Annotated in this window: 22 protein-coding genes; 14 read left to right on the forward strand and 8 right to left on the reverse strand. The window is 64.5% G+C overall.

Going from position 1 to position 20,619, the window contains the following annotated elements; all coding sequences use genetic code 11:
• Positions 1–73 precede the first annotated feature (73 nt).
• Together KBY85_RS06770 and KBY85_RS06775 are read left to right on the forward strand one after the other, a co-directional pair.
• On the forward strand, positions 74–2,218 hold the full coding sequence (locus KBY85_RS06770; RefSeq protein ID WP_254960771.1) for a general secretion pathway protein GspD: 2,145 nt from the start codon (positions 74–76) through the stop codon (positions 2,216–2,218).
• A 47-nt stretch (positions 2,219–2,265) separates the two neighbouring features.
• The gene (locus KBY85_RS06775; RefSeq protein ID WP_254960772.1) at positions 2,266–2,787 is read left to right on the forward strand and encodes a hypothetical protein; all 522 of its coding nucleotides are present in this window, start codon (positions 2,266–2,268) and stop codon (positions 2,785–2,787) included.
• A gap of 236 nt (positions 2,788–3,023) precedes the next feature.
• On the opposite strand, the gene KBY85_RS06780 is transcribed toward KBY85_RS06775, so the two are convergent.
• From KBY85_RS06780 to KBY85_RS06795, 4 genes are read right to left on the reverse strand one after another with little or no spacing between them, the layout of a single operon-like run.
• Positions 3,024–3,818 carry a pentapeptide repeat-containing protein gene (locus tag KBY85_RS06780; protein WP_254960800.1) on the reverse strand — a complete coding sequence of 265 codons (795 nt, stop codon included), beginning with the start codon at positions 3,816–3,818 and terminating at the stop codon, positions 3,024–3,026.
• Positions 3,819–3,877: 59 nt separating this feature from the next.
• Entirely contained in the window at positions 3,878–5,689 is a 1,812-nt protein-coding gene (locus KBY85_RS06785; protein WP_254960773.1) for a DUF3488 and DUF4129 domain-containing transglutaminase family protein, read from the reverse strand.
• Positions 5,686–6,624, reverse strand: a complete 939-nt coding sequence (locus KBY85_RS06790) for a hypothetical protein (RefSeq protein WP_254960774.1) — start codon at positions 6,622–6,624, stop codon at positions 5,686–5,688. The genes KBY85_RS06785 and KBY85_RS06790 overlap by 4 nt, the downstream gene beginning before the upstream one ends.
• Positions 6,611–7,495 carry a MoxR family ATPase gene (locus KBY85_RS06795; protein WP_254932090.1) on the reverse strand — a complete coding sequence of 295 codons (885 nt, stop codon included), beginning with the start codon at positions 7,493–7,495 and terminating at the stop codon, positions 6,611–6,613. Before KBY85_RS06795 ends, KBY85_RS06790 begins: the two co-directional genes overlap by 14 nt.
• Before the next feature lie 59 nt (positions 7,496–7,554).
• Here KBY85_RS06795 and KBY85_RS06800 point away from each other — a divergent pair, with 59 nt between their 5' ends.
• The 3 genes from KBY85_RS06800 to KBY85_RS06810 are packed head-to-tail and all read left to right on the forward strand — an operon-like array spanning position 7,555 to position 9,358.
• The gene (locus tag KBY85_RS06800) at positions 7,555–8,652 is read left to right on the forward strand and encodes a histidinol-phosphate transaminase (protein ID WP_254932091.1); all 1,098 of its coding nucleotides are present in this window, start codon (positions 7,555–7,557) and stop codon (positions 8,650–8,652) included.
• 26 nt (positions 8,653–8,678) lie between these two features.
• The gene (locus KBY85_RS06805) at positions 8,679–8,942 is read left to right on the forward strand and encodes a FitA-like ribbon-helix-helix domain-containing protein (RefSeq protein ID WP_106632889.1); all 264 of its coding nucleotides are present in this window, start codon (positions 8,679–8,681) and stop codon (positions 8,940–8,942) included.
• Positions 8,939–9,358, forward strand: a complete 420-nt coding sequence (locus KBY85_RS06810; protein WP_254932092.1) for a type II toxin-antitoxin system VapC family toxin — start codon at positions 8,939–8,941, stop codon at positions 9,356–9,358. Before KBY85_RS06805 ends, KBY85_RS06810 begins: the two co-directional genes overlap by 4 nt.
• Here the strand turns inward: KBY85_RS06810 and KBY85_RS06815 are convergent.
• Positions 9,339–10,415: a glycosyltransferase gene (locus KBY85_RS06815; RefSeq protein WP_254932093.1), complete on the reverse strand. Its 1,077-nt coding sequence runs from the start codon at positions 10,413–10,415 to the stop codon at positions 9,339–9,341. The two genes, KBY85_RS06810 and KBY85_RS06815, sit on opposite strands and share 20 nt — an antisense overlap.
• A 50-nt stretch (positions 10,416–10,465) precedes the next feature.
• Between KBY85_RS06815 and KBY85_RS06820 the strand changes: the two genes are divergently transcribed.
• The gene (locus KBY85_RS06820) at positions 10,466–11,236 is read left to right on the forward strand and encodes a hypothetical protein (RefSeq protein WP_254932094.1); all 771 of its coding nucleotides are present in this window, start codon (positions 10,466–10,468) and stop codon (positions 11,234–11,236) included.
• Here the strand turns inward: KBY85_RS06820 and KBY85_RS06825 are convergent.
• Positions 11,233–11,526: an EF-hand domain-containing protein gene (locus KBY85_RS06825; protein WP_254960775.1), complete on the reverse strand. Its 294-nt coding sequence runs from the start codon at positions 11,524–11,526 to the stop codon at positions 11,233–11,235. The two genes, KBY85_RS06820 and KBY85_RS06825, sit on opposite strands and share 4 nt — an antisense overlap.
• A 100-nt stretch (positions 11,527–11,626) precedes the next feature.
• Between KBY85_RS06825 and KBY85_RS06830 the strand changes: the two genes are divergently transcribed.
• The 5 genes from KBY85_RS06830 (at position 11,627) to KBY85_RS06850 (ending at position 15,332) form a co-directional block, all read left to right on the forward strand.
• Positions 11,627–12,352 carry a response regulator gene (locus tag KBY85_RS06830; RefSeq protein ID WP_254942233.1) on the forward strand — a complete coding sequence of 242 codons (726 nt, stop codon included), beginning with the start codon at positions 11,627–11,629 and terminating at the stop codon, positions 12,350–12,352.
• Positions 12,330–13,658, forward strand: coding sequence for an ATP-binding protein (locus KBY85_RS06835; protein ID WP_254960776.1), 1,329 nt, complete (start codon positions 12,330–12,332; stop codon positions 13,656–13,658). The genes KBY85_RS06830 and KBY85_RS06835 overlap by 23 nt, the downstream gene beginning before the upstream one ends.
• A 135-nt stretch (positions 13,659–13,793) precedes the next feature.
• Positions 13,794–14,180, forward strand: a complete 387-nt coding sequence (locus KBY85_RS06840) for a hypothetical protein (protein ID WP_254960777.1) — start codon at positions 13,794–13,796, stop codon at positions 14,178–14,180.
• An 80-nt stretch (positions 14,181–14,260) separates the two neighbouring features.
• A complete protein-coding gene (locus KBY85_RS06845) occupies positions 14,261–14,656 on the forward strand; it encodes a glycine zipper 2TM domain-containing protein (protein WP_254960778.1) in 396 nt (131 codons plus the stop codon).
• A gap of 211 nt (positions 14,657–14,867) precedes the next feature.
• On the forward strand, positions 14,868–15,332 hold the full coding sequence (locus KBY85_RS06850; RefSeq protein ID WP_254960779.1) for a hypothetical protein: 465 nt from the start codon (positions 14,868–14,870) through the stop codon (positions 15,330–15,332).
• A 40-nt stretch (positions 15,333–15,372) separates the two neighbouring features.
• On the opposite strand, the gene KBY85_RS06855 is transcribed toward KBY85_RS06850, so the two are convergent.
• Complete coding sequence (locus KBY85_RS06855; protein ID WP_254960780.1) at positions 15,373–16,578, reverse strand: phosphoglycerate kinase; 1,206 nt, start codon at positions 16,576–16,578, stop codon at positions 15,373–15,375.
• A gap of 158 nt (positions 16,579–16,736) precedes the next feature.
• Between KBY85_RS06855 and KBY85_RS06860 the strand changes: the two genes are divergently transcribed.
• The 3 genes from KBY85_RS06860 to KBY85_RS06870 are packed head-to-tail and all read left to right on the forward strand — an operon-like array spanning position 16,737 to position 18,963.
• A complete protein-coding gene (locus KBY85_RS06860; RefSeq protein ID WP_254960781.1) occupies positions 16,737–17,111 on the forward strand; it encodes a universal stress protein in 375 nt (124 codons plus the stop codon).
• A complete protein-coding gene (gene ylqF / locus KBY85_RS06865; protein WP_254960783.1) occupies positions 17,111–18,022 on the forward strand; it encodes a ribosome biogenesis GTPase YlqF in 912 nt (303 codons plus the stop codon). Before KBY85_RS06860 ends, ylqF begins: the two co-directional genes overlap by 1 nt.
• Positions 18,019–18,963 (forward strand): RluA family pseudouridine synthase, encoded by a 945-nt coding sequence (locus KBY85_RS06870; protein ID WP_254960784.1) that lies wholly within the window; start codon positions 18,019–18,021, stop codon positions 18,961–18,963. The genes ylqF and KBY85_RS06870 overlap by 4 nt, the downstream gene beginning before the upstream one ends.
• Before the next feature lie 6 nt (positions 18,964–18,969).
• Here KBY85_RS06870 and KBY85_RS06875 read toward each other — a convergent pair whose 3' ends face one another.
• Positions 18,970–20,571: an ABC transporter ATP-binding protein gene (locus tag KBY85_RS06875; protein WP_254960785.1), complete on the reverse strand. Its 1,602-nt coding sequence runs from the start codon at positions 20,569–20,571 to the stop codon at positions 18,970–18,972.
• Positions 20,572–20,619 lie beyond the last annotated feature (48 nt).

Raw genomic sequence — 20,619 nt, forward strand, 5'->3', positions numbered from 1 at the left:
TTAGGTAAGATCCGATTACCAATAGAGTTTGACGTTGGGCAGGAATTTCTGGCACCGCATAGCGACGGCCGCGGTGGCTTCAGCACTTCCCGGATACGCCCTTCTGGACGTAGCCGCTCAGTCGGCTCCTCGTCAATCGCTCTCTGGTCAGGCAGTTTCTTCCGTTGCTAAAACCGGCGCTGCTCCTGCCGCCGCCGGGCCGATGCAGCTCCAGGTGCGTCGCTTGGGTAATTCGGTTGAGCTGGTGGTTGAGGGTGCTGGTCCAGGCCCCCAGTTGCAGCAATCGTCTCGGGGCAGTGGCTGGCAGGGTCAGCTGCTCACCGCTACTCCTTCGGGCCTGCGTTTTGGCCCGCAGCGCATTTCCTTGCCTGAATTGGGAATTCAGTCGGTGAGCTTGGATGGCTCTGGCAGTAGCTACATCTTGTCGGTGACCCCGATGCCCGGGGTCCCATTGGCTCGCCCGGTAGTGAGCGCAGACGGACTAAACCTGATCCTTGCTTTTCCGACGGCACCCCAAGCTTCCCTGCAGACCAACCGCCTTGATCTGAGTCGGCCCGGTGCGGTCCCGTTGCCTACCTATGCGCCACCGCTACAGGCCAGAGCAGTAGCGCCACCGTTGGGTGATATGGCTGTGGGCACGATGACTGTGCAAAATCGTGGTTACCTCAACTTAAGTGGACCACCCGTAACACTCACCACCAGTGGAGCTAATCCGCGTGATTTGCTTATGGTAATGGCTCGGATTGGCGGATACGGTTTTGCATATTCGGATCTTCAGCCTCCTCGTCTTAAGCAGGGCACTGAGCTTCAGTCAGAAAGCAAAGAAGGTGGTCAAGACCCTTCGCGAAACAAAGTCTCACTTCCTGCCGTATCAGTTGCTTTTCAAAATGAATCTTTTTCTAGAGCATTTAATTTTGTGTTGGCATCTTCTGGCTTGCAAGCCCGTCTTGATGGTCGGACAATCTTGGTTGGAGCGGCAGTATTGCAGCAGATACTGGGTCCTCAAGTATCCAAAGTCTACCGCTTGAATCAGGCGTCAGCTGATAGTGCAGCTGATTATTTGGCTAATCTTGGCGCTCTTGTTACGAAGACGTTTCAAGAGACAATCACCGCTACAGAGGGAGTTCCGCTTTCGGGTGCAGGCACCGTAAATCCTCAAACAACCAGGACTTCGACCGAAACAAAAGTTTTGCAATATGGAGGAGAAAGGGGTCCTCTTCTTGGGCTTCAAGCTACTACAGATTCAAGGCTTGGAACAATTACTGTTGTTGGCGAATCTTCATTGGTGGCTATCGCTCAACAATATTTGAGTCGTCTTGATCTTAGGCAGCGCCAAGTAGCGCTTTCGGTTAAGATTTTAGATGTGTCGCTAGGCAATGACACGACTATCGATAATAGCTTTGCCTTTAGATTTGGAAGCAACTATATTGTGAATGACTCTGGCCGTTTGGTTGCGGCATTTAATCAAAGCTTGCCTCCGGGCTCAGTGCCTCCTTCGTTGGCTGCAATTGGCAGCTCTGATCAGCAATTTTTTGATTTTCTAGAGGCCCAAATTGTTTCTAGAAATACAAAAATTTTGGCTTCACCTACTCTTATGTTACAAGAAGGAGGTAATCAAACTGATGTTAAAGAGATTGATGATCCGTTGAAAAATCGCGTCTCTCAGGATGGCAGAGTAGGTAGGTCTAGATCAAATGAAGCATTTGTACAGGTCGGCTCTTCATTGGTAACATCTTATTCTGTTAAGCAGGATGCAAATGGCAACAATTTCTGTGAACCTCAATTTGCAAATTCTGGCCTGACTCTCGGCGCCAGAGTTGACAAAATTGACGACAATGGATTCGTGACATTTTCCCTTTCTCCCGAGATCTCTGCGCCAACTGGAACCCAGCCAGCCGGAAACTGTGGACTCATCAATATCATTAATTCGCGTCTTCTCGACACAGGTCAAGTGCGTGTACGAGATGGTCAAACCCTCATTCTTACGGGTGTGCTGTCTGAGTTAAATACCCAAGTTGCAACTAAATGGCCTCTGCTTGGAGATTTGCCTTTGATCGGTCAGTTTTTCAGGAGTTCTGCTGGGCAGAGAACCAAGAATGAATTGGTTATTATGGTTAGCCCTCGTATAATTAACGATGAGGTTGGTGGATCCTATGGTTATGGCTATAAGCCGGGCTCGGTAGATGCTCGAGAATTCATGGGCTCTTCACAGCCTTGAATATGAAGTTGGAAATATTTGCATTATAAATTTTATTTCCTAAAAATATGAGCAATCCTTCCCCAAAGTCGCCAGATCTTTTTGAGGGCATTCAAGATGAATTGCATGCTGCTCAATCAGAGCTGGAGGAATATAGAAGCCTTTTGGAGCAGCTGCCTGGAATCTATGAGGATAAGTTTCGTCATAAGGTGCATGCCGTCGCTAAGGATATTCGCTACCTGCTAGATGAGCGCAAGGCCTTGCAGGAGCAACTCTCTCGAAGCCTGCTGCAGCCCGGGGCTCCTGAGGCATTGCCGCTGGCAGCAGAGGTTTCCCTCACGCAGGTCCGCAGAAGTTGGTCGTACTTGCGCTTGCCTCGCTTTCAGTCGTCCTACGCCGCAAACCCATCATTTGGCCTGTCCAATAGGCTCCAGCTGGGTGTGATATTTGGTGCCGGTGTTGCGCTGGTTTTGATGGTGCTGGGCTTGCCTTATCTGCTGAATCGGCGATCGTTGCCTTTAGGTGTATCCCTACGGTGCCCCTTGGCCGCGAGCGATCGCCGCTACCCATGGCTGTCAGCCTTCGCCTAGAGGCCCGTGGGGGCCAGAGCTGGGTGCAGGTTGAGCGACTTAGGGGCGGGATTGTGTATGACACCACCTTGGAACCAGGCCAGGGTAAGAATCTGCTCCTGGGTTCGGGGTTGAAAATTCGATCTGGCCGGCCAGATCTTTTGTATGTACGTGTGGGAATGCTCCCGGCTGAGCGCCTGGGCGCTTTGAAAGATCTCGACTGGTTTGAGTTTCGCCCTTAGGTCTCCAATGTGGCTTTACAGCCCCAGCGGAATTAATCCTTTCATGGCCAGTGGAGCCAGGAACTGGAAGGCAGACAGGATCCCTCCGAGGGCTTTGCTGCCTGCTCCGTTGCCACCTTCGCTATTCGATACTTCAGGCTTGGTAAGTTTCTCGGCGGCCTGTTTTAGTTGCTCGGCCTGGGCGACTTCACCCCCCTGGCTGTATAGGCTGGCAGCGTAGTTGAAGTCACTTGCTGCGAGTGCCGTTTTCCCCTGTTCAATGCGACAAATACCTCTGGCTACCCAGCTGATTGCTGCGCTGGGCTCTTTTCGGATCGCTTCTCCGAAGAACTGTTCAGCCTCCGGATAGCGGCCCTGCTGAGCCGCCTCAGCTCCAGCGTTATGTAATTCGGCATAGCCCAGTTGTACTGATTCGATGCCTGTGGCTCGCTGCCAGTGACTGCGCGAAAGGGCGCCTGGATCTAGCAGTGCACCGCTTAGGTCTGCCTGGCGAAGGTCGGTGCCTTCCAGTCGGGCACCGCGGAGATCGGCCCCTCGTAGGGAGGCCCCGGTGAGACTTGTAAAGCTGAGGTTGGCTCCGCTCAGCTGGGCTCCATCAAGCCGCGCTTGACCCAGATTCGCCCGTTGCAGCTGTGCCTGGCGCAAGTCGGCATCGCGCAGATCTGCATGGACAAGATCCGCATCCTGAAGTTTGCAACTCCTGCAGTTTTTACTTTCAAGCAGTCGAATCAGGTCGGCTGAGCCCGCCGTAGCAGTAGGGGGTGCAATCCAGACGTGGCTCGTAGCTAGAAGGCTGCAGGCCCCAAGCAAAAATATTTTATTCAGATGAACTGCGCTGTACTGCAAGGCAAATTCCACCATTGCCATGTTTATAGCGTGCTTTTGGTGGCTTTATTAATGGTTCGCAGTGCTGTTCGCCAGTCGGCCCACTGCTGCAACCTCTCTTGCTTGCCTAATGCGGCGTAGCGCAGCAGGTTGTGGCAGCTTGCCAACTCCTGGAGGCTTGAAGCGCTGGCTGGCAGCAGTCGACTTGCCCGATTGCATAGCTGCTCGAAGCTCTCACCTGGCTCCACCTCAACGCCACTCCTCTTCAGGTGTTTCACCACAGCTTGAAGCTCACGGCTTATTTGATCTCGGCTAGCTGGTTGCTGCAGCCACTGCAGCCCGGCCAGAGCCAGAGCCAGCAAGCCAGCCACCGCACCAAGCACCACGGCGCCCAGCCATTGGCGTTGGTCGCCAAATAGCCGTTGCAGCAATGCTTCCTGGCCGGCCTGATCGAAGCCCAGCCACCAGCGGCTCCAGGCCAGGTCGAGGCCCCACCACTGCCACTGCAGCCACTGCAGCCAGGATCTAATGGGGTTGGTGCTGCCGCCTGCTTCCCCGCCTTCAGCGCGGCTGGCTGGGGCAGTTGTCCAAGCGCTTGGGTCAATGCGTTGCCAACCCTGGCCAGGCAGCCACACCTCGCTCCAGGCGTGGGCGTTGCTATGGCGCAGATCCAGGTAGGGCGCTCCGCCCAGCGGCCGCACCCAGGTGCCGCCTAGGTAGCCGCTCACCACCCGGGCCGGTACCCCCGCGGCGCGCATGAAGGCCGTGAAGGCGCTGGCGTAGTGGCCGCAGAAGCCTTCCCGCCTTTTAAACAGGAATACATCCAGGCCCCGCTGGGTACCAGGAGTACTGCTGTAGCGGAAATCCTGCTGCGTAAACCATTGCTTGGCAGCGGCCAGCCGTTGCTCGGGCGTTGCCAGATCACGCCAGCTGGCCCCAAGCGCCTCCAGCTGGGGATTACTGCCGGCGGGTAGTTCCAGATCGGCCGGGCTCGGCTGCCGTTGCTGCCACGGCTGGGGGCTGCCCGTGGCCCTCACCAAATAGGCCCGGCGCTCCTGGTTGGCTTGGAGGGGCTGCAGTTCACCGTTGCGATTCACCCGCAACTGGTTGGGGTTGGCCCGGCCGCTGCCATCCCAGGGCAAGGCGTTCACCGGGCTGGGTTCCACCAGCCACACCTGGCTGCTGGCCTTGCTCTCTGGGTTGCTAGCCGCTCCGGCTGGGGTGGCTAGGCGGTTGCTTGGCAGCTCGCGCTGCTTCCAGCGCTGCCCGTCGAACTGCTCGTGCACGATCACCCGCCAGTAGCGCTCGGCCGGCTCGGGCAGCTGGCCGCTGCTGAAGCTCACCCGCGCTGCCGGGCCCGTGTTGTCGGCGAGGTTTGAGATGCTGCCTGGATCGAGTTCGCTGTTCAAGCCGGTTACGGCGCTGGCGTCAGCACCCCGCAGGTTTGGTGTTTGCCAAATCGGCTCGATTCGCGGCACCAGTAGAAAAAGCACCAGGGCTACCGGCAGGGCCGCCAGCAGCACCGCCAGGCTGCGTCGCAATACAGCGCACCAGCTCAGCCCGCTCCCCACCTCCAGGGCTAGCAGCCCAGCCAGGCCAAGCGCTGTGGCCAGCAGCTGCAGCAGGCTGGGCAGCAACTCCCCTTGCTGGGCACCCTGCACACCGCCGCCAATCAAGGTGAGCAGGCTCACCAGTCGCCGCTCCGGCAGGCTGCGGGCCTCGGCCAGCTTCAGGCCAGCCAGCACTAGCAGCCCCGCCGAAAGCCAGCTCAGCGGTGCGCTGAAATCCAGCCCCGCCAAACCCGCCGCCAGGGCCCCTAGCCCCAGGATCTGCAGCCAGCGGGCGCTACCACTCATGGCGCTGCGCCAGGTGCCAGGGCCAGGGCCAGTAGGCAGCGGTCACGGTGTTCGGGGCCAGTGTTGGGGGCCACTTGGATGCCGCCCAGTGCCAGGCCGTAGGCCTCGCCCGCCTGGCTACGGCGCCAGATTTCGGCGCTGAGGTGCTCCAGGGTTCGCTCCGGCTGCAGGCCCGGCGCTGGCGTCAGCAGCCCCACCGCAGGGGTGGCATCGGCGAAGGTTTTGGTTTGGCGGCCCCGGCCCTGGGCAAGGGATTTCCAGGCCAGTCGGGCTAGGCCGTCCTGGGGGCGGTGGGGGCGCAGGTCGTCCCAGTCGTCGCTGCCTGCGGCGAACTTGCTAGCGGCGGTGGCGGCGGTGTCGCTGCTGGCGGGCCAGGGGGTTTCGGCCACCGGCCCCGGCCGCCGGGCTGGATAGATGGGCTGGGGCCGTGGCGGTTCCCACAGCGTCCAGCACGCAAAAAGTCCGAGGGGAGCGGTGGTTTGCAGCCGCAGTCGCCCCGGGGTTTGCAACCCCCGCCGCCCCGCGCGCCAAGGCACCGAGAGCACCGATTCACCAGCCGCCAGGGGCTGGGGTGTTGCCGCGCTGCCGGCCAGCCCCAGCTGGATCCCATCGCGCTGGCAGCGGCTGCGGCAGAGCAGCGGATAGGCCACCATTTCGCCCGCGAAGCCGCCGCTGGGGGCCAGAGTTTCAAGTTCGAGGCCTTGCAGGTTGAACTGGGTGAGGTGCAGGGCCAGCAGCCACAGCCCCAGCATCAAGAAGCTCAGCAGCAGCGGTCCATTGCGCTGGCTTTGGATCGCCACGAGCAGCAGCAGGCCCCCGCCCGCCAGCCAGAGCAAGCCGAAGCGGGTCGGCAGGATGTAGAGGCTGCGCAGCCCCAGCCTTAGCTCCTCGCCTCGGTGCGGTTTGATCAGTTGCCGGGCCCTAGCGAAGTCCATCCACCCCCGCCAGCAGCGTTGCGGCATCGCCAGCCAGCCTGTGCTCAGCCACAGCTGGCAGCACCGCCTGCACGTCGGCGGGGGTGACGTGGTCCCGCCCCTCCAGCAGCGACCAGGCCCGGGCGGCGGCCACCAGCCCCTGGCAGGCCCGCGGTGACAGCCCGGTGCCGGCTTGGTCTGCTCGCCGGCTGAAAGCGGCCAGGTCGAGTACGTAGTCGAGCAGGGCGCTGGAGCAGTGCTGGGCGGCGGCTCGCCGCTGCAGCTCCAGTAGGCCGGCGCCATCTAGCAGGGGCTCCAGGCTGGCTGGCGGCAGCGCCTGGCCGCTGAGCAGATCACGCTCGGCCCGTCGATCCGGATACCCCAGGCTCAGCCGCATCAAGAAGCGATCCAGCTGGGATTCCGGTAGGGGGGCGGTGCCCACCTGGTCGAGACCGTTCTGGGTGGCGATCACCAGGAAGGGCTCGGGCAGCGGGTGGCTCACCCCATCGACGCTCGCCCGGCCGGCCGCCATCGCCTCCAGCAGGGCGCTCTGGGTGCGGGGGCTGGCCCGGTTGATCTCATCGGCCAGCAGCACCTGGCTGAATAGGGGGCCGGGCTGGAAGTGGAAACGGGCGCTGCCGGCATCGAAGACGTTGATGCCCGTGAGATCGGCTGGCAGGAGGTCGCTGGTGAAGCTCACCCGCTTGAACTCGAGGCCGAAGGCGCGGGCGAGGGCTTCGGCCAGGGTGGTTTTGCCCATGCCGGGCAGGTCTTCGATCAGCAGATGGCCGCGGGCTAGCAGGCAGGCCAGGGCCAGCCTCACCGCCTGCTCCTTGCCCAGCAGCACCTGGCCAATGGCGCTGATCAGCGGTTGCAGCCTGGGGCTGGACACGGAGCCGGTGCGAAGAACACGATTGTGACGGCGCTGCCACTTAAATTGCCTTGATGCCGATGGGGTCGCTTCAGCGCCATGGCGGCAACCAGGCCGCCACCGCCGCGCGGCTCGGTTGCCGGCCCTCCCAGTTGCTTGATGCCAGCGCCTCTCTGGTCCCTTTTGGGCCGCCTTGGTTTGTGCGCCGCTCCTTGATGTGGGCCGGGTTGACCGCGCCGCTACGGGCCTATCCCGACCGCGCCTATGCAGGTTTGCGCCGTGGGCTGGCCCGGCTGCATGGCCTGGAGCCCGATTGGCTGTTGCCGGGGAACGGCGCGGCTGAGCTGTTCACCTGGGCGGCCCGGGATGCGGCGGCGGCAGGGCTGAGTGTGTTGGCCCAGCCAGGCTTTGCCGATTATCCGCGGGCCCTGGCCTGCTGGGATGGGGCTTGGCGGCCCCAGCCGCTGCCGATGCAGGTGGATGGGTCTGCGGCAGTTGGTGCCGCTCAGGCCTATCCGGCACCTCCGGCGGGCGAGGTGCTTTGGCTCACCAATCCCCACAACCCCACTGGAGCGCTCTGGACTCGCGTATCCCTGGAGCCCCTGCTGCAGCGCTTTGCCCTGGTGATCGCCGATGAGGCTTTCCTGTCTCTGGTGCCGGGTGGCGAGGCCCAGAGCCTGATCCCGCTGCTGCCTATGCACCCAAACCTGGTGGTGATCCGCAGCCTCACCAAGCTTTATGGCATAGCGGGCCTGCGCCTTGGCTATGCCCTTGGCCACCCCGAGCGCCTGGCTCAGTGGGCTTCCTGGCGAGATCCCTGGCCGGTGAATGGCCTGGCTGCCGCCGTGGGGGAGCGGCTGCTGGCTGATCCAGCGGCCTACCGGCGCTGGTGCGGCAGGGTGCAGCGCTGGACCGGCCGCGAGGGTGCCTGGCTGCAGCGTCAGCTGGCCCAGCTGCCTGGCATCACAACCCTGCCTTCAGTCGCCAACTTCCTGCTGATCCGCGCTGAGCATTCGCTAGTGCCGTTGCGCCAAGCCCTGGAGCGGCGCCATCACATCCTGTTGCGCGATTGCCGCTCTTTCGAGGGGCTGGGGGAAAACTGGCTGCGGATTGGCTATCAGAGCCACCGCAACAATCGCCGCATCCTGCGGGCCTTGCGGCAGGAATTAGGGCGCTAGCGTTGCTTGCATTGCATGCATTTTTGATGGCGACGCTGACGGTGCGCAACCTTGATGAGGCCACCAAGGCGCAGTTGCGTCTCCAGGCAGCGCGCCACGGTCGCTCGATGGAGGAAGAAGTGCGCACGATTCTGCGAGAGGCCCTGTCTTGGGGAGCCCTCAAGCCTGATGGCCCTGGCCTGGGCCAGCGGATCCATGCCCATTTCGCCTCGCTGGGTGGCGTTGAGCTTGAGCTCCCCGCTCGTCGCTCCCAGCCCAGGCCGGCGGAGTTTGGGGAGGGGCTGGAGTGATCGTGCTCGACACCAACGTGATCTCCGAGTTGATGCGTCCCCAGCCCAATCCCCAGGTGCTGGCTTGGGTGGATGGATTGGATCCGGCACGAGTGGCGATCACGGCCATGAATGAAGCGGAGATCCTGCATGGCATCGCCCGGCTTCCGGATGGGCGGCGCAAGCAGAGCCTTCAGCAGTGCTGGGATGAACTGGTGGCCGAAATCTTTGCAGGCAGGGTTTGGCCCTTCAGCAGTGAAGCGGCCCATTGGTACGCCCATCTGTTGAGCGCTCGTGAACGGTTGGCGCGGCCCATGGCCACGGCGGATGCGGTGATTGCCGCCACTGTCCTGGCCCATGGCGCTCAGCTCGCTACTCGGGATTTGGCTGACTTTGCCGACTTGGGTTTGGATTTGATCAACCCTTGGGCGTGCTGAGCATCGCCGCCACTCGCTGATCGGCATCGCGCACCGCCAGCTCGCCCATGGCTGTAGACATTTGCTTTAAGGGATCACAAGCAGCTGGTGCACCCCGCAGGCGCGGGCCCAGCAGTCGCCAGAGGCAGCGCTCGAGGGCCGGCTCAGCGGGGCCGTGCTGCCACACGATCACGGCCGCCCCAAGTTCGGCCGCGGCGGCGGCGTTGACGTCTTGGTGGTGGTCGGCGGCGGCGGGGTAGGGCACCAGCACCGCCGGGGTGCCGCACACCGCCAGCTCGCTGAGGGCGCCGGCGCCGCTGCGGCTGATCGCCAGGGCGGCGTGCTGCAGAAGGCCCGGGATCTCGTCGCTGAAGGGAAGCTCCACCACCCCGGCTGGCAGGGGCTGGCCTGCCTCGGGGTCGTTGCTGCCGGTGAGGTGGACTACCCGCACGCCAGCGGCCGTGAGCTTGGCAAGCAGGGGGCGCACCATCTGGTTGAGACCCACGGCTCCCTGGCTGCCGCCCATAACCAGCAGCAGGGGGCCGGAGCCTTTGGGAGCCCATTCGGGCAGGGGGGCGGGCTCCAGAAAGGCTTGCCGCACCGGCGTTCCCGTCACCAGGGGGCGGCAGCGGGGCAGGCGGGCAGCGGCCTGGGGCAGGCCCACAGCCACCTGGCTGCAGAGCCGGCCCAGCAGGCGAGTCACCTTGCCGGGCACAGCGTTGCTCTCATGCAGCACCACCGGCACGCCGGCCCAGCGGGCCGCCAGGATTGCAGGCGCCGCGATGTAGCCGCCGCTGGTAAAAACCGCTGCGATGCGTTCGCGCCGGATCAACCGCCGCACTGACCGAACCGCTTGCAGCAGTTGCAGCAGGTTGAGCAGCTTGCGCGGGCCCCGGCCTTGCAGCCCCCCGGCCCGCACCGTGTGCAGTGGATAGCGGCTCGGCACCAGCTGGCGTTCCAGTCGGTCTGGCACCCCCAGCCACGACACGCTCCAATCCGCCGGCATGGCATCGGCCACTGCTAAAGCAGGAAATAGGTGGCCACCGGTGCCGCTGGCAGCAATTAGGAGCCTGGGCATGGGTGCTGGGGCTGAAGCATGCCTAACTTAAAAGCGGTTTCCGCCGCCCCATGCCGCGTCTCCAGCTACTTGGCCGATTTCTGCCCCGAAGCCTGGCCGGCCTCGCCGTCCTGCTGGTCAGCACGGTGCCCGCTATTGCTGCTGCCGGGCCCAGTGCGGCTCAGCTCCAGGCCCTGGAAACGGCCCTCAATGGCACCGGCGAGCTCAGGGGCGCCATGGAGGACGGTCCTGGGCTCGACGTAACCCTGGTGGAACTGCGAAGGCGCAGCGTGCTGCGGCAGTTCCCTGATGCCCGCTGGCAGCTCACCACGGGCAAGCCTTTGCGTGATGGGCGCAGCACCGTGCAGCTCCAGGTGACCGGCACCCGGCAGGAAGGCCCTACTCGCTACCGGCTCGATGCCCAGCAACAGTTGGTGCTCAGCAGCAGTGGCGGTCCTGGGGGCCGCATCAATGGCCAGATAGTGATTAGAGAGCAGACCCTGATGCGCAGCGGTGAGGCCGATCTACCCGTGAGTCTTTTGATCCCGGATGCGGTGCTCACAGGTCAGCGTTATGACGTTGACGCGTTGTTTGACGAGCCCCTGGAGGGGGCGATCGCGGCGGGTGGTTTGGTGGCCCTTACCGGTCAGCAGGTGAACGCTCTGGAGAGCCCAGAGCTCCAGCTGGGAGCATTGGGTGGCGGTGGCCTGTTCAAGTCGGTGCAGGCTCCCTTCACACCGGGATCTCAGACCTGGGCAATTTTGCTGGTCCATCCCAAGGGCATCGTCAGTGCCACCAAGCGGGTGCTGGTGGTGGCCGACAAGACCCAGCTGGATCCTTAACGCAGGTCGCCGGGCACTAGGTAGCCCTTGCCGCCGCGGTCGAGCCGCTCGAAGTGGCGCAGAAGGTAGGCGTTGGTGCGCACTTCATCAAGCTCCAGCCTGCCATCACCGTTGCGATCGAGCTGCCGGAACAATTGCGCTAGCCGCTGTTGGTACACCTCAAACTCATCGGCCGCCCGTGCCGGCAGTTCTGGGCTGACGACAGTGGCCAAAAGCAGCACTCCCGCCAGGCGGCTGGCGATCAGTCGCAGCGGGTGACGAACACCAGGAACCATGGTTGCGGTGGGCATGGCTTAGGTGGGAATGAACTCAGGCTATGCAGCCCTGTGCTGCCCGCTATTGCCAGATTCCGGCCAAGCTGTGACTAAATCTTTCCGGAATGGCACCGCGATGTCCCCTGGTCAAAGCATCTGGGTGGTTGATGACGACCCCGAATTGCGGAGCATGGTGGGCACCTACCTGATCGACCAGGGCTATGACGTGCGCTGCCTGGCAGACGGAGCCCAGCTGATGGCGCGGTTGGCAGGCCAGCGTCCCGATCTGGTGGTGCTGGATCTGATGCTGCCGGGAGACGACGGCCTCACCCTGCTGCGGCGCTTGCGCGACGGCGGTGACGATCTGCCGGTGGTGATGCTCACCGCTAAAGGCGATGCGGTGGATCGGATCATCGGCCTGGAGCAGGGCGCCGACGACTATCTGGCCAAGCCGTTCCTGCCGCGGGAGCTCACCGCCCGCATTGAGGCGGTTTTGCGTCGCCGCGTCGCCCTGCCGGCCGGTACGCCCCTGGCCGAAGGGGAGTCCTTGACGATTGGTGAGCAGGTGCTGGATCTGGCGGCCCGCACCCTGGAGCAGGGGGGAAGGATCACGGTGCTCACCTCAGGCGAATTCGCTTTACTGGCGGCCTTTGTGCAGCATCCGCACCGACCTCTTTCGCGTGAGCGGCTGGTCGAGCTGGCGCGGGGGCCGGATTCAGTAACAGACAGCCGCAGCATGGATGTGCAGGTGTCGCGGCTACGCAAATTGGTGGAGCCGGATCCCGCTCGACCCCGCTACCTGCAGACGGTGTGGGGCTATGGCTATGTATTCGTGCCCGATGGTCAACCTCGCAGCCGTTAGGACCGCCCTGCGCTACGGCCTGGTGGGACTTGGGGTTGCCCTGCTGAGTACGGCCCAGTTGCAGGCGCTGCTGGCCGAGCGTCTGCAGCGGGCCCGCATTGCCCAGTTGGGGCCCGAGGTGCTGTTTCAGGTGCGCTTAGCGGAGCTGGCCCTCGATCGCTTGCCGCCGGCGACCCTGGCCCGGCTCAGTGGCCTGTCCCTGCGAGTCGGGGCCCTTCCGCCCACCTCCACCAACTCTGCTCTGGCTGCCGAGGGACGGCTGCTGCGCCAGCAGCTCTGCCGTGAGCTGCGGCCCTGTCCCACCGTGCTGCCGGCGGCGCTGCCGCACAGGGGTGTGTGGGTGCAACTGCTGGCGCCGCTGGAGCCGGTGTGGCTGCTGGCGCCGATTCCGCCGGCCCGCCGCTGGCCGCCCGATCCCTGGCTGCTGCTGGCGGGTCTGGGGCTGGGCGGCAGCGTGGCGCTGCTGCTGTTTTTCTGGCTCGAGGTGCAACGCCCCCTGCATCAGCTGCAGCGGGCCCTGGGCGGGGTAGGCACCGCTGCCCGGCCACCCGCTCTGCCGGAGGAGCGTGGCACCACCACCGTGCGCCAGCTCACCGGCCGCTTCAATGCAATGGTGCGGCGCTTGGGGCGCGTCGAGCAGGAGCGTTCGGTGATGTTGGGTGGCATCGCCCACGACCTCAAAAGCCCGATTACACGACTGCGCTTTCGGCTCAGCTTGGCCGGCTTGCCGGGAGTGGATCTGCAACAGGCTGAGGCCGATTTGGCGGCCCTGGAGCGGATCACTCAACAGTTTTTGCTGTTCGCTGGCGGTAACGACAACGAGGTGGCCGTGGCGGTGCCGCTTGACCAGCTGCTGGCCGAGGTGGCGGCGGGCCTGGATGCCGACACCCTGGCGCTGGAGCTGCAGCCCTTGCTGCGCGTGGTGCAGCCAGTGGCGCTTTCCAGGGCCGTGGCCAATTTGATCGATAACGCCCGCAGTTACGGCGCACCACCGCTGAGGCTTGTGTTGCAGTCAGGGCCGCCTGAGGGGGAGGGCTTCCGCATCGTGCTTTGGGATGGGGGCTCAGGCATCCCTGCCGCTAAGTGGGATCAGGCCTTGATGCCCTTCCAGCGGCTCGATGCCGCCCGAGGTGGCAGCGGCCACTGCGGCCTGGGGCTGGCGATTGCCGCTCGGGTGGCGGCCGGCCACGGCGGTGGGCTGGAGCGGCTGGAGAGCGATGGCTCCGGCAATGGCCCTAGCCCCGCCTTTGGATTTCGTTTTGGAATCGCCCTTTGGGGGCGCTCCAAAAGCCAGCTGGGGAGCTGAAACTGCCGGTTAACCCCCGCGTCTGTCGGATTTGGTCACAGGTTGGTGGCAACTCGGTTGCACTTAGCCCGTTGGTTCGCCGCAAAGTTCCGGGGTGACAGCTCAAGGCTGCACCATTTCACCCACCTTCTTCCCATGAAGTCCTTTCCCCTTCCCCGTCTGGCCCTGGTGCTGGGCCTGTTGGGTAGCGGCGTCGTTAGTGACGGCTCCGCCATGGCCGATCCCCAGTTCCCCGGTCGAGCCTTCGGCCCCTGGAGCCCTAATTCGGACCTCACGCGCGGCTGGGTTCAGGCTCAGCGGGCCTTGGCGGATCAGTCCTATCGCCAGACCCAGTGGCGCCTCGACCAACTGGATCGCTGCCTCAGCAGCGCCCGTGAGCGCTGGGACAACGACCAGTGCCTGCGCCGCGATGAGCAGGCTCGGGAGCGTCAGAGGCGGCGCGATCAGCAGGAATGGCAGCTTCTGATGGGCCGCCAGGGCTTCACCGCCCAGCTGCCTGGACGGCCCGGCCTGAGCCTCTGACGGCCTTTTCGCTTTTATTTCTCCGAATCCCATTCCCCGCCACACCACCTACCTCGAGATCACCTTCCGCAAGATCAACCATGCGCCTCTCTGCTCTTCCTCTCGTTTTGGCCGGCCTGCTCGGCAGTGCAGCCCTTGCTCCTGAGGCCTCCCAGGCCTATCCCTACGGCGATCAGCGCTACGGGGATCAGCGCTACGGCGGTCAGCGCTACGCCTACGACAACTACGGTCCGCCCCGAGGCCGAACCTATGCCCCCCTGCCCGTGAGTTCCTATGACTACCCCATTGCCTCTGAGCCTGAGCTCTATAGCCCTCCTCCCGTGAATCGCTGCAATAGGGGCACCGTGCTGACCGGGGCTGCCATCGGTGGCGGATTGGGAGCGATGTTGGCCAGCAACTCCCGCAATCGCCTCTGGAGCCTGCCAATGGGGGCCGCGATGGGCGGCATCTTGGGTGGTGTGATCTCCGGTTGCTGAAGCCGGCTTCAGCCGGCGCTGCGGTTGTGCACAGTCAGATCCGGTCACAACTTTCCGCCGGTCTAGTCACATTTCAGTGAAAAGGAGCGTCCAGGATTCAGGGGAGGAGCCGCTTGGAGCGGCTCCTCCCCACCTCACCCCACCTCACCCCACCTCACCCCACCTCACCCCACCTCACCCCACCTCACCCCACCTCACCCCACCTACAGCCATGAACCTCTTGCACACCTTTTTGCCTAGAGCCGGACAGCGCCCTGCCTCCCTGCTCCTGGCAGGCGCCTTGTTAACCATGGGGGTGAGTGGGGCCGGTGCTGCGGCCTTCGCCGAAGGCACCGGTTACGGAAGGCGCCCCAACCCTGAGCGCCGCGAAGCGATGCAACGCCAGCAGGCCGAGGCGATGGCCAAATTGAGCAGCCAGGAGCGCCAGGCTTATTTCGCTGCCCGCCGACAGCTGGAGCAGCGGGTTTCCGTCGAACGCTTGGACCAACTGAGCCAGGCCGAGCGCTGCATGGTGCCGGCCCGTGGCGTCGATGCCTTGCAGACCTGCCAGCGCAACCTGCAGGACCAGGCGATGGAGCAGCGTCGCCGCTGGATGACCGAACGGGCCGAGCTTCAGCGCCGCTTTGGCTTGCCGGGCTTGGACAAGGACCAGCGCCAACAAAAAAAGGGGGCCTGAGCCCCCTTTCGCGGTCAGCCTGGATCAGGCCACATCCAGATCAGGCTTCATCTAGTGCTGCCACGCCTGGCAGCACCTTGCCTTCCAGCAGCTCCAGGCTGGCGCCACCGCCGGTGGAGATGTGGGACATCTTCTCGGCTACGCCCACCTTTTCCACGGCTGCCACGGAGTCGCCACCGCCGATGATCGTGCAGCAGCCCTTGCCGCTCAGGTCGGCCAGGGTGTGGGCGATGCCGTTGGTGCCGGCGGCAAACTTGTCGAACTCGAACACGCCCATGGGGCCGTTCCAGATCACGGTTTTGCAGTCGGCCAGGGCTTCCTGGAAGGCTTTGAGCGAGTCGGGGCCGATGTCAAGGCCCATCCAGCCATTGGGGATGGCGTCGATCGACACGGTCTGGCTGTTGGCGTCGGGGGCGAAGTTGTCGGCCAGCACCACATCGGTGGGCAGCAGTAGCTGCACGCCCTTGGCGGCCGCCTTGGCCTCGAGCTCCTTGGCCAGCTCAAGCTTGTCCTCTTCCACCAGGCTCTTGCCCACCGCTAGGCCACGGGCTTTGTAGAAGGTGAAAATCATGCCGCCGCCGATCAGCACCTTGTCGCACTTGTCAATCAGGGCCTCGAGCACGCCGATTTTGGAGCTCACCTTGGAGCCGCCCACGATCGCCGCCAGGGGGCGCTTGGGCTCGTCGATGGCGCCCTGCAGGTACTGCAGCTCCTTCTCCATCAGGTAGCCGGCCACGCTGGGGCTGAGCGCCTTGGTGACGCCCTCGGTGGAGGCGTGGGCCCGGTGGGCGGCGCCGAAGGCGTCGTTCACGTAAATATCGGCAAGGGCGGCCAGCTGGGCAGCGAAACCGGCGTCGTTCTTCTCTTCTTCAGCGAAGAAGCGCACGTTTTCGAGCAGCACCACATCGCCTTCGGCCATGGCTGCCACCTTGGCTTCGGCGTCGGGGCCGATGCAGCTGTCGGTTTTGACTACGGGTTTGCCGAGCAGCTCGCTGAGGCGGGCAGCCACGGGGGTGAGGCGCATGGCTTCGTTCACCTGGCCCTTGGGACGGCCGAAGTGGGCCGCCAGGATCACCTTGGCGCCCTTGCTGCTCAGGTCATTGATCGTGGGCAGGGCGGCCCGGATGCGGGTGTCGTCGGTGATGGCACCGGCGTCATCTAGCGGTACGTTGAAGTCAACCCGCACCAGCACGCGCTTGCCGCGGAGCTCATCGGCCGAAAGGCTGGCCAGGGATCGCTTCGCCATGGGTTATGGAATAACTGAATTGCCGGGGGAGATTAGCCCCCGCGTGCCCCAGCCAGGCCAGGCTTCGGATTCCCCCCTGCCATCCGCCCTGGCCGGGCGACGAATCGACCCCCAGACTGAAGCCACGGGCTTGCATCTGCCCAGCCGCACTACGCCCCATGTTTGACACCGTTCTCTTTCCCATCGACCGGAGCCGTCAGGCGATGGAAACGGCTGCGGTGGCCTTGAAACTGGCCCAGCAGCACTCCAGCACCCTGGTGTTGCTGTCGGTAGTGGAGCCCGAGCAGGACGACCCAGCTGCGGTTGCTGACCTGCTGCAGCAAGCCCGCGCTCGCTTTGAAGAGGCCGGCGTGAGCTGCCAGGTGATCGAGCGGGAGGGCAAGCCCGCCTTCGTGATCGGCGATGTGGCAGATGAGATCAATGCTGACGTGATCGTGATGGGCACCCGCGGCATTGCGATCGAGAGCGATCAGCAGAGCACCGCCGCCCGGGTGATCCAGCTGGCTCCCTGTCCGGTGCTGGTGGTGCCCTGATGCCCCAGACGCTTCCGCTCAGCGTCAACGCTCCTGCGATTCAGTGGTACCCAGGCCACATCGCTAAGGCGGAGAAAGCTCTCAGCGCCAATCTGGCCAAGGTGGACCTGGTGATTGAGGTACGCGATGCCCGCATACCCATGGCCACCTCCCACCCGCGGCTGCAGCGCTGGATCGGCAATAAGCAACACCTGCTGGTGCTCAACCGGGTCGACATGATCCCGCCGCCGGTGCGCCAGGCCTGGACCGCCTGGTTTCGAGCCCAGGAGCAGACCTGCTGGTGGTGTGACGCCAAGGTTGGCACCGGCGTTAAGCAGCTGCAGCAGGCGGCGATCCGAGCCGGCGTGGCCCTCAATGTTCGCCGGGCGGGGCGGGGCATGAAGCCACGGCCGGTGCGGGCGCTGATGCTGGGCTTCCCCAATGTGGGTAAATCGGCCCTGATCAATCGGCTGGTGCGTCAGAAAGTCGTAGACAGCGCCCGCCGTGCCGGTGTGACTCGCAGCCTGCGCTGGGTGCGGCTGGGCCAGGACCTCGACCTGCTCGACGCCCCCGGCGTGCTGCCGCCCCGCCTCGACGACCAGCAGGCAGCCCTGCGCTTGGCCTTGTGCGACGACATCGGCCAGGCGGCCTACGACAACGAAGCCGCCGCCCGGGCCTTCCTGCAGCTGCTCACCCTGCTGGAAGCCGAGCCAGCGGCTGGCGTGCCGCCTGGGTTGGTGGGCAAGCGCTATGGCATCCCCCTGGGTGTGCTGCCCGGCGGCGGCCCGGATGTGGAGGGCTGGTTGGTGACCGCTGCGGAGCGCCACACCAGTGGCGACAGCCTGCGCATGGCCACCAAGCTGCTCGATGATTTTCGCTGCGCTCGCTTGGGTGCCATTGCGCTTGAGCTGCCTGTTCTGACGCCTCTATGAGCGAATTTGGCGAGGGCGAAGGTGAGCTGCTGACGCTCACCTATCCCAAGCCGCTGCCGATGCGGCTGGATCGCTGGCTGGTGGCCCAGCGGCCGGAGCAGAGCCGCGCCCGGATCCAGAAGTTCATTGAGGCGGGTTATGTGCGGGTCAACGGCGTTACGGGGCGGGCCAAGACTCCCCTGCGCCAAGGCGATAGCGTGGCGCTGTGGATGCCGCCGCCCGAGCCCCTTCCCTACCTGGTGCCCCAGGCGATGCCGCTTGATGTGCTGTTTGAAGACGCCCACCTGATCGTGCTCAACAAGCCCGCCGGGCTCACGGTGCACCCGGCGCCTGGCAACAGGGATGGCACCCTGGTCAATGGCCTGTTGCACCACTGCCCAGATCTGCCCGGCATCGGCGGCGAACTGCGGCCCGGCATCGTGCATCGGCTCGATAAGGACACCACGGGCTGCATCGTGGTGGCCAAGAGTCAGGAGGCCTTGGTGAAGCTGCAGGTGCAGATCCAGAAGCGCATCGCTTCTCGCCAGTACCTGGCGGTGGTGCACGGCCAACCGGCTGGCGACTTCGGCACGATTGTCGGGGCGATCGGCCGCCACCCCGTCGACCGCAAAAAATATGCCGTGGTTCACGACGATTCGGGGCGTCATGCCTGCACCCACTGGCGCCTGGTAGAGAGCCTGGGGGATTACAGCCTGCTGCGTTTCAAGCTCGACACTGGTCGCACCCACCAGATCCGGGTGCACTGCGCCCACGTCGGTCACCCGATCGTGGGCGACCCCACTTACTCCCGCTGCCGCAAGCTGCCGCTTGAGCTGCCTGGCCAGGCTTTGCACGCCGTGCAGCTGGGACTTGATCACCCGATCACCAAGCAGCGGCTGGTGTGCGAAGCGCCGCTGCCGGAGATGTTCGAGCGTTTGCTGGCGGTGCTCAGGCGGCGCTAGGCAGGGTCATGCAGCTATGGGAAGTCGCGGGCAGGCTTCCACCAGGGTTCGGGTGATGGCGGTCTGGGGATCGCTCAGCAGCCGGGAGCCGGGGCCCTCCTCCACGATCTTCCCCCCCTCCAGCACCAGCACCCTGTGGCAGAAGCCACTGGCCACCGACAGGTCGTGGGTGACAAACAGCATCCCCAACCCCAGGCGCTCCTGCAGCTCCCGCAACAGGGCCAGCACATCTGCCTGCACCTCGGCATCCAGCATGCTGACACTCTCATCGCAGAGCAGCACCTGGGGCTGCAGGATCAGGGCCCGGGCAATCGCTACCCGTTGCTGCTGACCACCAGAGAGTGTGCGGGGCAGGCGGTTTTCAAAGCTTTCCGGGGGGGTGAGCCCCACCGCTGTCAGCAGTTCGCGGGCGCGTTGACGGGCCTGGGAGCGGTTGGCCAGGCCGTGGATCAGCAGGGGATCGGCAATCGCCTCACCAACCACCATCTGGGGGTTGAGGCAGGCCAGCGGGTCCTGAAACACCATCTGAATGCCGCGCCTGGCCTGGCGCAGGGCTCGGCCCCGCAGGCTTAGCAGGTTTGTGCCCTGCAGCCGCACCGTGCCACCCCGCACCGGCGCCAGCCCCATCAGGGCGCGGCAGAGGGTGCTTTTGCCGCAGCCGGAGGCTCCCACCAAGCCGATGGTTTCGCCCTGCTGCAGGCGCAGGCTGACGCCATCCACCGCCTTAAGCCAGCGGGCTTGCCAGGGCAGGGATTGCAGTGGATGCCAGCTGCGCAGCTGCTCGATTTCCAGCAGTAGCGGTGCTGGCGGTGGCGGCAAACTTTCGGCGCCCTCCCGCTCCCGTGCCTTGGCCACCAGCCGTTGGGCCAGGGCGGAGGCGGGGGCCATCAGCAACTGCCGGGCTGGCGCCTGTTCAACCAGGCGTCCCTGATCAAGTACGGCGATCTGGTCGCACCAGCGGCCCGCCATGGCCAGGTCGTGGCTGATCAGCAGCAGGGCGCTGCCCGCTTCGCGGCAGAGGTTGCTGAGCTCCGCCATCACCTGGCCGGCTACGGCCACATCCAGGCTGGTGGTGGGTTCATCGGCGATCACCAGCGGCGGCTCCAGGGCCATCGCCAGGGCGATCGCTAAGCGCTGGCGCATGCCGCCACTGAATTCATGGGGATAGCTGCCGTAGCGCTCCGGGCCGATGCCCACCCGGATCAGAAGGGTTTCCGCCCGTTGCCGCACCTGGCGCCTCTGCCAGCGGGGCCGGTGGGCCGCCAGGGTGTCGGCCAGGTGATCGCCGATCGTCAGCAGTGGGTTGAGGCGGGTCATCGGGTCCTGGAACACCAGCCCCACCGCTTCACCGCGCAGTTGGCGCAGGGCCGGACGGGCCATTTGGCTGGGGTTCTGACCCGCCAGCAGCAGGGAGCCGCTGCACTGGCTGCCCGGGGGTAGAAGTTGCAGCACTGCCCGGGCCACGGTGCTTTTGCCGCAGCCGGAAGGACCCACCAGGGCCAGGCGATCGCCGGCCGCCAGGGTCAGGTTCAGGCCGTCGAGGGTGGGGCGCTCCGCGTCGGGATAGCGCACCACCAGGTTCTCAATTGCGAGCACGGGGCTGATCATGGCCACCAGCTTGGCCCCACTTGCCTACGATGAGAGGAACCCGCAGGC

The organism is Cyanobium sp. BA5m-10, from assembly GCF_024346255.1.
Taxonomy (GTDB): Bacteria; Cyanobacteriota; Cyanobacteriia; order PCC-6307; family Cyanobiaceae; genus Cyanobium_A; species Cyanobium_A usitatum.